General features: G+C 43.7%; 10 protein-coding genes. 5 read left to right on the forward strand and 5 right to left on the reverse strand.

Going from position 1 to position 13299, the window contains the following annotated elements; genetic code table 11:
- Nucleotides 1-20 precede the first annotated feature (20 nt).
- The gene (locus SPEA_RS17945) at nucleotides 21-386 is read right to left on the reverse strand and encodes a DUF805 domain-containing protein (RefSeq protein WP_012156620.1); all 366 of its coding nucleotides are present in this window, start codon (nucleotides 384-386) and stop codon (nucleotides 21-23) included.
- Between the two features lie 472 nt (nucleotides 387-858).
- Between SPEA_RS17945 and SPEA_RS17950 the strand changes: the two genes are divergently transcribed.
- Nucleotides 859-4455 carry a hypothetical protein gene (locus SPEA_RS17950; protein WP_012156621.1) on the forward strand — a complete coding sequence of 1199 codons (3597 nt, stop codon included), beginning with the start codon at nucleotides 859-861 and terminating at the stop codon, nucleotides 4453-4455.
- A 110-nt stretch (nucleotides 4456-4565) separates the two neighbouring features.
- Here the strand turns inward: SPEA_RS17950 and SPEA_RS17955 are convergent, their stop codons facing one another.
- Nucleotides 4566-6410: a toxin-antitoxin system YwqK family antitoxin gene (locus tag SPEA_RS17955; protein WP_012156622.1), complete on the reverse strand. Its 1845-nt coding sequence runs from the start codon at nucleotides 6408-6410 to the stop codon at nucleotides 4566-4568.
- Between the two features lie 457 nt (nucleotides 6411-6867).
- The gene (locus SPEA_RS17960) at nucleotides 6868-7944 is read right to left on the reverse strand and encodes a linear amide C-N hydrolase (protein WP_012156623.1); all 1077 of its coding nucleotides are present in this window, start codon (nucleotides 7942-7944) and stop codon (nucleotides 6868-6870) included.
- A gap of 100 nt (nucleotides 7945-8044) precedes the next feature.
- On the opposite strand from SPEA_RS17960, the gene SPEA_RS17965 reads away from it, so the two are divergent.
- Nucleotides 8045-9085, forward strand: a complete 1041-nt coding sequence (locus SPEA_RS17965) for a GGDEF domain-containing protein (protein WP_012156624.1) — start codon at nucleotides 8045-8047, stop codon at nucleotides 9083-9085.
- A gap of 225 nt (nucleotides 9086-9310) precedes the next feature.
- On the forward strand, nucleotides 9311-9607 hold the full coding sequence (locus tag SPEA_RS17970) for a hypothetical protein (protein WP_012156625.1): 297 nt from the start codon (nucleotides 9311-9313) through the stop codon (nucleotides 9605-9607).
- A 157-nt stretch (nucleotides 9608-9764) separates the two neighbouring features.
- Here the strand turns inward: SPEA_RS17970 and SPEA_RS17975 are convergent, their stop codons facing one another.
- The gene (locus SPEA_RS17975; RefSeq protein ID WP_012156626.1) at nucleotides 9765-11066 is read right to left on the reverse strand and encodes an NAD(P)/FAD-dependent oxidoreductase; all 1302 of its coding nucleotides are present in this window, start codon (nucleotides 11064-11066) and stop codon (nucleotides 9765-9767) included.
- 417 nt (nucleotides 11067-11483) lie between these two features.
- Here SPEA_RS17975 and SPEA_RS17980 point away from each other — a divergent pair, with 417 nt between their 5' ends.
- On the forward strand, nucleotides 11484-11867 hold the full coding sequence (locus SPEA_RS17980; protein WP_012156627.1) for a DUF2541 family protein: 384 nt from the start codon (nucleotides 11484-11486) through the stop codon (nucleotides 11865-11867).
- 167 nt (nucleotides 11868-12034) lie between these two features.
- Entirely contained in the window at nucleotides 12035-12559 is a 525-nt protein-coding gene (locus SPEA_RS17985; RefSeq protein WP_012156628.1) for a hypothetical protein, read from the forward strand.
- 106 nt (nucleotides 12560-12665) lie between these two features.
- Here SPEA_RS17985 and SPEA_RS17990 read toward each other — a convergent pair whose 3' ends face one another.
- Complete coding sequence (locus SPEA_RS17990) at nucleotides 12666-13193, reverse strand: hypothetical protein (RefSeq protein ID WP_012156629.1); 528 nt, start codon at nucleotides 13191-13193, stop codon at nucleotides 12666-12668.
- Between the last annotated feature and the right edge of the window lie 106 nt (nucleotides 13194-13299).

Raw genomic sequence — 13299 nt, forward strand, 5'->3', positions numbered from 1 at the left:
TTTGTTATTACAGCTAACACCTAAGCCAATTTAGGACTCATACCCCAGCTATTCTCTTCTGTTTTACTGTCGAGCACGCAGAAAACGAATATCGTAATCACACCAATGATTGGTACCAGAAGAATAAGCAACCACCAACCACTCTTATTAATATCGTGTAGTCGGCGTACCGTCAGCGCAAGCCCTGGAATAAATACCGCTAGTGCATATAACCCACTAAATAGCCCCATTCCCGTCTCTAGGTTTATGGTGCCAAACATACCGTCAATAAAGGTCAGTACTATGCTAAAGATGATATTGAACAGCGCAAACATCCAATACTCTTTACGTCTTGAGCGGCCACTAAAATCGAAATACTTTTTTAGGGCGAGGAGATACCAATTCATACTTACTTCCTTTTAAGTTCCTTTTAAATTTCTTCAAACAAGTCCAGCCAAACAATGGAGGAGCAGTTAAAGCTTATATAGCGACAAGAGTTTATATCTTCAAGATGAGTACACAAACGCTGAGTTTGAGACACATCATCCTGATGTGAGCCGCACTAAAACCAGAGAGATTTCAGTACGTCATCCTTGTTGCGGAGCTTACCTTACTAATCCAAGCAATCAATGTCCAATCGTTGATAAAAAACAAGCCACTTACCTGAAGGTCACTTTTCAATCGCAGCAAACATCTACTGGATAATTATCAAACAACTTATTTAGCCAAAACCAAGCTCCATCACAAATCGACACTTTACTGAACCTAGTAACAATCTAAACACCTGTTCTTAAAAGGGTAATAGGCTATTATCCAATCAAAACCTAGCCGTGAAACCACTCTCGGCAGCAATCGATTCAGCGTTAATAGGACAGAAGTATGGACGCATTTAGCCAGCTACAAGTTATCGAATTTAACCGCCACGACAGCGCTAGTATTGAGCAAGCCTTAAAGGCATATCAAGCTCAATTAGAAGCGCATCAAGCCTTTGATAGAGGCGGTCTATTCAACTTGATGTTTATGGATAACAGCAGCGGCACGCGTGAACACCTGCAACTGGACATGCTACAAGATCAACAGCTTGCAATGGCAGCACTCTCACTCAATCCAGATGGCGGCCACTTAAGTAGTTATGTTGTCAGTGATGAACGTCTGCTGTATCTATCTGAAACCCTATTATTTGCCCTAGCGCTAGAGCATGAGTCGCTCACACCACAGCTACGCAAGACTGCACAAGCCATGGTCAACTACGCCCGCTTTGAAAACGACACCAGTGAGATGTGGCTCGATGAGACCCGAGTATTTGGCGCAGAACCCCTGTATATGATGGCGGCCAAAGACGCTAATGACGCCACTTATTTAGCGCAGTTTTTTATCCCCTATTGGGATGGTGACCATGCGGTAGGCTATGGCGATATGTTGCTAAGCCTACTCAGGAAACATGGTTGGTGCGAGGCGATGATGAACGCCTTTATCTGGTGTGACAATCACAGCTTTAGATTCGCTTTTTACGGCAGTGATTGGGAACAACCAGCTCCAAGATACCAGCCACTTGGGGATTATTTAAAAGCTAATCCAGATAAATACCCACGCTTTATTGAGCTGGTTAAGCAACGCTTTCATGCCCAGCCTGCACTGGTATATAGCCAACATGACTCGCTGGAAGAGCAAAAGCCGATCCTCAATTTATATATCACCTTAATTGCAGAGTGTTGTGGTCTAGACAGTGAAGGGATGAGCGCTGAGCTGGCTGAGCACTTTATTCATGATAGCCTTGAAAATGAGGCGATGGACCTGCAAAATCTGCTAAAACATGAGCTTAATGGCAAACTCAGTTGTTACGCAGGCAGTATTGCCCAGCAACGAAAGCAACGAATTGAGCGCGCAGAGCGTAAAGAAGCACGCGATAAGTATCTAGGCGGACTTAAGATGGTCAGCGAGTTTATGCTGAGCCTTGAAAATAGCCACGCTCTACTGTCTTACATATCTACTGGTGAAAATCCGGAGATCCTCGATGATATTGAATGCTTTAACATCATCCCTCATAGTGAAAAGCACGCATTAACCTTTTTTGAAGCCATCCATGAGTCTTGCTGGGATATGGACGATTTTGACCATGTGCGCGATAATTTCCATGAGGTGATGGAGCACCTAGCAAAAGATTTGCTACAAGATAATGATGAGGACATGAGCGAAGCTGCAATCAATGGCTTTATCAGTCGAGTCAATGCTCGTGCAGATACGCATTGTAATGATACGGAGCAGGCATCGGCTAACACTCAGCCGGCAAGCCAAGTACGCGACGCGCAAACCATGCTGCGCTTTGTCGACATTTTCTATCGTTTCTTTGGCCAGCAAGCCTTTAATGACGAAATGTGCGACCTGTTTACGGGCGAATCAGAATATCAAGCCATTATCAGCGTTGAACAATACTACGCCCGTTTCATGCCAACCGATGCCACACCAAAGCTGGGTTCAGATGTAAGCAGAACGGAGCAAAAGGCACTTGAAAGCCTGCTCGATGAATTTATCGATATGGGTTACAACCAGATCTCTGCTGAAATGCTTAAGCAAACTGATGAGCTATTTGCAAATCGCGCCTGCTTAGACTGCCAAGACTGGCCCGAAGATGAGCTAGGTATCGACGCGCTTTGCGCTTACTTGCTGTTGCAAGATAAACAGCAAAATCACAATGATGACTACACCCAAGCCTTGCGAGCAAAGCTAAATGGCGTGTTTGAGCGTGCATTAAACTTGATGCTAGAAAACGCCAACATTTTAGGTGATGGTCCCTTTACTGAAAAAGGCTTAAACGACGTTGAGCAAGCACAAATCAAAGCTTACTTTACCGATACTGATCCTGAGCTTAATCAGCAACAGATGATAGCCCTATTAAACCAGCACCTTTTTAGCCAAGATATCTGTCGTCAGGCATTTTTATATTTCCCAAAAATTAGCCCAGTGCAAAAAAGCTATAGCTTCTTAGATGATCATGACGATGACTATCAACGCGTGGTACTGATTTGCTTATGGCTAAAACAACTCGATATCCCCGAAGCCATTAACGCAGAGCGTATTTGGCAACTGCTAATCACTATGGCACCTATTAGAGTTGTTCATGTTATCGCTAAAGCCTTTAGCGAGCATAGCCGTAAATTCAAGTGTGATTCGCCGTTAGATGAAATCAACTTCTTCGACATGCTAAACAGCCACGGCATAGATAAAGCCTTCACCTTGACCTACCAGGTTGAGCAGTTTAGCACTAGCACCTCACGTACAGGTGATTACCTTAACTTAGTGGAACTGATTGGAGAGCTCGTCGATGAGGACTCCGCGATTATAGATCAGAGCATGCTGGCCGCCGCAAGACGTAGTGATGCCAAGGCGTTACTGCGCGGCCTAGATTACAGCTATCAACCAATAAAGCTAGATTTTCATAAGCACGTGGCGATGCGTTTTCCAAGCATGCCTTTTGCACTCGATAATGAACTAAAGCAATGCCTGAGTGACTTTATCAAGCTAAACCACAACTCGTGGGAAGAGGTGATTGAGAGCAAATTTACAGACTATGTGAGCTTCTCAGGCTTTGTCACTGACGCTGGCGAGCTACCTAAAAAGTTACGATTACCACTGACATTGCATCCTAATGCCGATCTGAGTCAAACCCGCAGAAACGATAGGATGGATTGGATATGCTGCGAGATCTTGCTGCAAGTTGGCGACGAGCTACAGGTGTTAGTGGCTGACAAAGATACCGTTAGAGAAGGCAATCTCTACCTCGGCGGCGAGGTGTTAATCCTTAACGACAAGGTAGACGCCCAAAGCGTTATTGATGCAGTCAAAAACTTACCTAGTCCAGAAGAGCGCCGAAACGAAATTAACCAGAACCTATGGGCATATCTGCAAGGCGAGCTAGATTATGCTGAGTTTGCGCCGCAATTTAACCAATATGTCAGCTATGAAACCACGGCCAATTTGAAAGAGTATCGTAGCCATGCGTTAAGCCAGTATCTGTGGCTACTCGATGATGAACGCTGTGGCCGCTTAGTAGAACTACTCGCAAACCATAGCTACGCAGCCTATAAGGTGTTTACCGATGGCCTTGTAGATAGCTATATGGATCAGCTTGCTTTGCAGGGCAAAATGGATTTGGCCACGCGCCTAGCATGTAATGAAGATGCCTATGAAGCGGCGGCCAATCAAGTGCTGCTAGATTGGCTATTTAGCCGAAACGTTAAACGTGAATATCTACTGCTATATATGATCAAAAACTACCATCCATGTATGGGCGATTATATTGCAGCCATGGCGCGCCGAGATGAAATCAAGCCACTGATGTCATTCTTGCATATTGAAACCAAGGCTGATTTGGTCGATATATTGGCGAGCCATCCCTATGAGAATGATTTTATGACGCTATTTGCTAAAGAGAAGTCACGTAAAATCCGTGATCGAGTTGAGGCGGCATTAAGCTAAGCAGCTTAAACCAACATCGTGAAGTCAATTAGTTTTAACGGTCACTTCAATGATGTAACTAAAAAGCGCTAGTCCATTTTTGCTAGCGCTTTTTATCATACCAATGCTAGTTAATCGGCCTTATCATTAACCAACCTAGGACCTGGGAAGGTCGGAATTTCAAGTTCATCCGGCAAGTTTGGCAGCAGCAATTGCACTCCCTCACGGCCACCTAACGCCTCAACAAACTTCCAGTTTGCGCCACTGTCTTTAGATACCCCAATCAAAGCCGACTCAGCCACTATATCGCCTACTGGCGAGCTCATATTGATTTCCATAGGCAGGTAACCGTAATATTCATCAAGCTCCTCCTGCATATAAATTTTTGTCGGTTTCTTGAATCTTGTCGACTCAAGCTTAAGACCTTCGCTTTGTAACTTATCCATCATTGCTGCTATCTCACGCTTCAATGCAGCTTCACCACCCGCGTTATCAATAACGTCACTAAGAGCAAAGCGCGTATAAGCGTCGTAATCCTTATCGATAATAGACTGCCTCATGACTTTAGCTGCAACTAACGCCTTGTCGGCAATAAGCTCACCGTTTTGATCGAAATATTTTTGCTCACCCGCTGCTTGCTGAGCAGCTAAAGTCGTCTGTGACTCATTAATCAATCTAGGCTCTGGGAAAATCGGGATCACAAGCGCATCCGGCAGGTTTGGTAGCAAAACAAGCACTTCCTCACGCCCAATGGAAGCCTCTACAAATTTCCAGGTTTGGCCGATATCTTTAGAGAACCCAATCAAAGCCGTCTCTGCAACACCATCGCCTATAGGCGTGCTCATATTGATCTCCATAGGCAGGTAAACGTAATATTCGTCCACCTCCTCCTCTTGCAGAAACATTTTTGTCGGCCCGTTGAATATCGTCGAGACCTGCTTAATACCATCACGCTGCAAGTTGTCTATTATTGCTGCTGTACCAATTTTAAATGCAGCTTCACCGCCCGCATACTCAATCATGTAGCTAAAGGCGAAGCGCATATAGGTGTCGTAATCCTTATCGATAATAGACTGCTGCATGACCTTAGCTTCAGTTAGGGCCTTTTCAACAATGAGCTCGCCATTTTCGTCGAAGTATTTTTGCTCGCCAGTAGGTTGCCGAGCAACCAGCGCAGTCTCCCACTTAAGTGCCCCGTTAGGCCAAAACTCCTGATGCATGCCATTACCATTGGCATCAAACAGTGTCTTTTCTTCTAGCCCGCCATCTTTAAAATAGCGCTCATTCACACCTATCAACTCGCCATCTTGGTAATTGCGCAAAGTGTCCAAGTGCCCATCGAAGTCATAGTTCTTAAACGTCCCCTGCTTTACCCCATCTTCAAAATACCCCTCTTCTAGGAGTAGGCCATCTTTAGAAAACTGCTTTTGCACACCACTGGGATGTTGAGAATCAAATCTTAAGCTGCCGTCATCAAAAAATATCTGCCAATGACCCACCTTATCGCCATCAAGCTTATAGCCCCGACTCTGCAACTGACCATTTTCATAAAAGTTCTCTACTAGCTCGGGCTTAGGCTCGACCTTAGGCGTTATGGGAAAGTCTGCCGTTTGGATGGTAAAGTTGATATGAATGCTATCGCCTCTTTCACGCTCAGCTTCGGGCAGTGCCTCCATAGTGACAAGTAGCGCCTCCATTGAACGCTGCAACTGCTCTTTAGCAATGGCATCAAACTCAGCAGAGCCACTGGACTCGTGAACCTTAGTGTGCACATCGCCGCCCGCGTCATAATCCACCGCCACAATCACTTTTAATTGGCTGAATTCGGAATTAGCCTGTGTCTCTTTCACTGCCTGCCCCAAGCTTAAATTGAAACACGTATTGAAGGTATCACACACCATTTGAGCGGGTTTATCACTGCAACCAGACAGCAACAAAGCTGCGGTAACGCTGGCAATAAGAGTTAATATTTTCATAAATTCACAGGCTTACTAAAAAGATAGCGAGCATGCTAGATGAAAACGTTAAATTTGGGTTATATCAGTATGCTTTATGTGTAGCGGTTCACAAACAATGCTCAACTCAATAAGAATAAGCAATAAAACCAAGTCACTAAATCAGAGAGACACAAGCTTAAAGAGAGACAAACTGCTCAGTGAAGTTAAATTGACAGAGAAAGTAAAGCTTAAACACTGCAAGAATTAGAACAGATCGAAGCGACATTTGAAGCCGCTGAAGACAGATGAGCCCCAAGCAATTAAAACACTGTAAGATTCAGCCAGCCAAAGCGGGCATGCCCGCTTTGGCTGAGTGACAGCGAAGTTTATCTCGATGCAGCAAGCCGTCAGCTCTCCCAATCCGTAGAGGAGGAGATGGCAAACTCTGTATGCATCGGATGTTGCTTCAGCTGCTATAGCTCAGCCCTTTCCTATGTTAGCTTCTGTACGGATCTTCACATGCCATTAAATGGCGACTCATTTCTCCCTGAAGCTGTTGATGGTTGTCGATTTCACCACTGTCATTATTCACAGAAATTAGCTTTACCCTCGCACATTGACTAGCGTCGGCATTCACTTCTAGCCAAACTGGCATCATATTCAGCGGGTTTAAGAAGTAATAAACGCCTGCTTTATGATCGCTAAGGTTTGTCCAGCGCGTACAAGTAGCCAGCTCCTTTTGACTTGGGTTAAACGCAAATGGGATCGCGCCATTTTGCATCAGCGCACGAGTTTGAGCTAACACATCAGTTGGGTTTTGTGCGGGATCAGAAAGGGTTAAATAAAACGCTGCTCGCTCAAAACTTTGGGTTGCCGATACGCCACCCGGAACAGAAAATACAGGCGTAGCGATTGCTGGCTTTGTTTGCCCCCATAGGTATTGCCAGTACTTTAAAATATCAAGCTGAGTTGGATAATCTGGTTCATTGGTGACAATTTGATTTTCTTCGCCCGCATAAACATGCAGCTCACCATTTTTAATCTCAATCACAGCAGAGTGACCATTAGAGTCAGACACTGCAAGGTGGATCTTATCCTGCATCAAGTCTTTCGCTTTACCGCCTTCGGGGATCTGTTCGCGGATCAGCTGTAAGGTGTTGCTCTTGGCATAGTTGACCACTTGGTCAACATTGGCAAAGCTATCTAATATATATTGCGGCCAGCGTAATATACTGATGTTACCGTTTTTAAGGTAATGCTTGGGCTTTCCATAGGTCGCTGGCGTGTCATATAACACATTAACCACTAGGCCCTCTGAGTTCATTCCATCAACGGTCGCATAACCTTGAGCCTCATCTCCCATCATGGATACGACACTGGCGTACTGCGACTTCCAGTGAAATATCACACTCGGATCAAGATCGCTCTTGTGCGCCTTCTTTGCTGATAGGCCTATTTTCTCAAGTCCTTGGGGGAATAGAAACAGATTGGCTTCTATCGGCCTAAACCAGTTCATATTCCTGCCCGTTACGGGATAGTTTGAATTGAGGTTATTTAATACTCTTAAGCACATATCAGTTCCTTTAATATCTCTTATCAAAAATGGTTATTTGAAATTAAAGCGAAATACAATAACATATAAGTAACACAATGGAGTTGGGCCTAATACGGATATGAAAAACATAGAGTTAAATAGTACCTACAACTTAAGGAGGGTCGTGTTAATTGGCATGTGCACGCTTTTAGGCTGCCTGAGTTTTCTACTCGGTATTATCAACCTCTCAATCGCTGCAAAGTGGATAACACTTGGTTTTATCGAACTATTCTACGCACTGTGTTCATTCACACTGGCGGTACTAGCAGTCAAAAGAAGACACCAATTTTGGCAAGTTATCCTGTATATTTTTGCCTTAACCGTTATCGTCATTTACGCCGTATCTCTCTCAAAAACCATAGGTTCAATGATCTGCTGGGTACTGGTTTTACCCACGGTTTACTATCTTCTTTTAGGTAAGAAGTTTGCGAATTTACCGGTAATTATTCTTTTCTCTGCAGTAGTTGCAGACATCATTGGTAAATATGGTTTTACCGTTAATCCGCTGCTAGTTAATTTCATTTTTAGTTATTTGCTTATTTGGGCTGTTTCTCATATTTACGAGAAAAACCGCGCAAATTCAGAAGCTAAATTACAAAAGCTCGCACTGCAAGATCCACTGACATTAAGCTATAACCGACTAGCGCTAACCAAGTATTTTGAGAATGTGGGTTCAAAGCCGTCTCTGCAAGAGCTTGACGAAGAGCTGCATCTACTGATCTTAGATATCGATTTCTTTAAACAGGTAAACGATGAGTATGGTCATGAGGCAGGGGATACGGTTCTACAAGAGTGCGCAAAAATTATCAGTCGCATTGCCGGTGATAAACAGACATTTAGGATCGGTGGTGAAGAATTTTGCGTAATGATTGAAAACAAAAAACAAGATGAAGCGATAGCACTTGCCCAGTTAATTAGAACAAAACTGGCTCAACATACTTTTAGACTCGCAGAGCAAGACAATATCAATATCACCGTCAGCATTGGGCTTAGCAATTATCAACCAGGTATGGCGTTACCAAGTCTATTACGCCAAGCAGATCAGCGGTTATATCGCGCTAAACACACAGGTCGAAACCAAGTGATTTACCACAACGCACCACTTGCGGCTTCGGCATAACAAAAATGGGACATGCTTGCAGCATAGGTAGATCCTGTTCGCCCTTGTCCAAAGTAGAAGCAGCGTTAAACTAACGCCTTTAGCCTAGCAAAGCTCGATAGCATGGGGATCACAACGTATTTTATGCTAAAATCCCTCATCAGCTTTATGAATGTGTAACAGATCTCATTTGTTTGACTGAAGGTAGTGAAATCCTACCGAAATAAACTAATGAGGATACGAGATATGAAAAAATTAAATGCCGAACAGCGCAAAGCCCGAGATAACGAACGTTTTGCACAACGAGTAGATGAACGCAGAACCAAGGGCGAAGATGTTGTCGCTTACGCACTTTCCAATGCAAAAGCCTATAAGTTTCTGACTAAACCAGAGAGACACGAGCTCAAGCAAAGACAAGCTGCCCTGCTCAATGAAGTTAAATTGACAGAGGAAGAAAAGCTTAAGCTTAGACATGAGCAAGAGTTGCAACAAATTGAAGCGACATTTGAAGCCGATAAAGACGCTTCAGCCTCAAGCAATTAAGACACTGTGAGTTTGAATCAATAAAAATGGGACTGCTTAGCTGCTGTCTCGGCATAATAAAAGGGAATAACTTCCCTTTTATTATTTGAGCTTGTAAATGCTAATTCAATCTCTAAATATAAGTGCAGCCTCTAAATATTAGTACCACTTGTAAATATTAGTGCAGCTTCATTCTTGGACGCACCACGCGCATCACCTTTTCAGCGCACCACAAAGCCACCGTTTTAAAAGTGCCGTGAATCGCTTGCTGATGCATACGGTAAAGCGAGATATACACTAAACGCGCGATCTTCCCCTCAACAAACATGCTGCTTTTTGTCAGGTTACCCATCAAACTACCCACAGTGCTGTAACGCGATAGGTTCACTAACGAACCATGATCGACATACATATAATCGTTCAGCGGCTCACCTTTTAGCTCGTTAAAGATGTTCTTCTCAACACACTGTGCCATCTGATGCGCTGACTGCGCCCGCGGCGGCACAAAGCTGCCATCGGCTTGCATGCAGGCACAACAGTCACCTATCACGTAAATATCATTACTTACGGTGCTGAGCAGGTTAGGTTTAACCATAATTTGATTAGCGCGGTTAAGCTCAAATAAACCGATATCCTTAATAAAGTCAGGCGCCTTAACCCCTGCAGCCCAAAGCATAATATTGGCTTCTATCAACTGGCCTTCAGAGGTAACAAAACCTGCTGCTGTCGCCTCGCTAATACGGGTGTTTTCCATCACATTGACGCCAAGCTTGCTCAGCTCAACTCTTGCAGACGTCGCAATGCGCTCTGGTAGCGCTGGAAGAATTCGCTCACCCGCTTCAATCAAATGAATATTAAGCTTATCGGCGGTCATCTTACTTAAGCCATAAACTTTAAGCATGTCGGTCACATGGTAGAGCTCTGCCGACAATTCAACACCCGTTGCGCCACCGCCAACAATGGCGATATTAAGCTCATTGATACTTTCTGATTGATGCACCCGAGTAAAACTATCTAAAAGCGCATTATGGAAACGATTGGCTTGCTGGTGCGAGTCGAGGAAGAAACAGTTTTCTTTGACACCAGGAGTATTAAAGTCATTACTGACGCTACCAATAGCAATCACTAACTTATCATATTGAATTTGGCGCTCAGGCAGCATTACTTTACCCGCTTCATCTACGATAGGAGCGACTGAAATCGACTGACTCGCTTCATCTAAACCACAGAAAGTACCAAGCTGAAATTGGTAACCGTGCTTAGCGGCATGAGCAGAGTACACAACCCCATCAAGTGCAGAGTCAAGAGAACCTGTAGCCACCTCATGCAGTAATGGTTTCCAAATGTGAGTCCGGTTTCTATCGACTAAGATGATTTGAGCTAAGTTTTTCTTACCTAACTTATGACCCAGCTGAGTCGCTAACTCCAAACCACCTGCGCCACCACCAACAATCACAATCTTTGGGTTTGCCGATCTCATTACTTCGTTCCTCTATCTAGGCCAACTGCTGAAGACCCAATTAGGCTTCAACATGGTAAAATACTAATTTAACGACCACTTACTTAATACTCGCTATGTTGACGCAAAACGAGACCTAAGTCACGCCAATAAAAACTAAAAAATTGACATAAATCAGTTGATTTAACCAGTAAAAACAAACATCGCAACAAGATCTACAACAAAGAGCCACAGCATCACCGCATTAAATATAAAATATATAAACAACCTGTTCTGTAACATCAAAACCTAATTGCTAACCAAGGTGACAAGAACAACAAACACTCTCTAAAACAGCCTGAATAATTGCAAGCTAGATCTAAATTCACTCAATATTTGCTAGCGCTAAAGCAAACAAAAGACTAATTTAGCCGCCCTTTTGAATCACTAAACGAAAATATGAACATAAAAACATTTGTGGCAAGCATCATAGTCGCTGCCAGCATGCTAGGTAGCAGTTCTGTCGCTATGGCGGATGAGCAGATCACTCTAGGTCGTACCATCTTATTGGGCGGCGGCGATCACGGCGCAAAAATCCCACTACTCGTTTGCCGTAAAACAGATGCTATCCGCGTTAAAGCTGAGCGTAATCTTCACCTAGAAAAAATTAAAGTGACCTTTAACAATGGTCAAACTAAGACTATTCACTTCTATCGTGATCTAAAGAAAAACAAATACACAGACTGGCGTAAATTCGCTTACCCTCGCTGTGTGAAGAAGCTTGAAGTCTTCGGTAACTCTGACGGTTCAAAGGCTGGTGTAAAAGTATTAGGCCGCAAGTAAACAGATAAAAAGTAGACGACTGTACTATTGACGGCTATTTTCACGATTGCTACTTTAGCGATCGGTATGAAGTGACTATTATTGATTCAATCTTTTATCTATTAAAATTTTTGAATTGTTATAGTCACTTTAAAAGGATTAGTGTTTTGACTTAATGGACTAGAAAAATGAAAAAGATTCTTCTTTGCACATTGGTGCTCAGCCTTAGCGCCTGCAAAAGCAACGACATTAAAAATATTGCGGATTCGGTTTCAGACATTGCCAGTATAGGTTCCTCCACTAGCGGTTCAGCGACCAGCTCTCCTAATCCTGGTTACAGCCACAGCCAACCGCAATACGCCAATAAATCAGAAAATATATACGCGCCACTGACTGGAAAAACCAGCCGAGATTACGGTGTAATTCGCTCAATTGAATCAGAAAAAAACCCTAAAGGCATGACTATGGTGCGCTTTCTTGCCTTTCATCAAGATAGCGGTGCAGCTCTGGAAGCCGACCAATACTTGTATACTATTGATGGAAATGGCTGGATGGCCGATAACAGCATTGCCGCCTATAACACCCGCACAAAAATGCTTAATAGCGGTCAATATTATCTAAAAGCTAAGGCTAAAGACGGTAAGTTTTACACCACAGGTATGCTAAATCTGGCTCCAGGTGTGACTAACATAGTGACGATTGACCTTGAATAATCCTGCCTCAGCCTTTTTATTTGCTAGTTTATAAAATAGCGAAAACAACAATGACCACTCAATGAGTGGTCATTTTGTTATTAGGCCCAAGTGATAGCTATCAGTACTAATTAGCTTGCTGTTGGCACTCTAGCAATAGCTGTTGAAAATGTGCACCTAAGTCTTGGCTAGCAAACTCTTCGCTAGCTGTTGCCATCTGTTGCAAGTGCTGTAACCCTTGCTCAACACCTTGATCGGCAATAATCTGCTTAGCATAAGCCGCCGCATCGGCCCCTTTTTGCAAAAGACTCGACATATTCTCCAAACTAAAATCTTGTTCCATCAAGGCTTCTAGCTCGCTAAGCAGCTCTGTAACCTTTGCCGACTCGACCAGTGCTCCCTCTACATTAACAAGCTCGCCAACTGGATCCATCTCTAGTTTGCTAGCGACACAAGCCGCCACACTACCGGCCTCAGCACCACTGGCAACGGCTTCGATACCTTGACTGCGGATCTGCTCAATGACCTGCTGTAACTGTTCATTTTTGGCTAACCAAGCTTGCTCTAACTGCTGCTTTTCATCACCGCCAAAATAACCACAACCGCTTAAGCCAAACGCCAAAACAGCCGGAACCATTACCGTCTTTAACTGCATTTATATACTCCAAAAATCAAAGGCTAATTAGCCACTGCCGCTAGTATACCTAGATAATGAAATAGCGACTTTTAAACATAATTAATCTTGCTTTCAGCACCGACTA

This window comes from Shewanella pealeana ATCC 700345, assembly GCF_000018285.1.
GTDB lineage: Bacteria > Pseudomonadota > Gammaproteobacteria > Enterobacterales > Shewanellaceae > Shewanella > Shewanella pealeana.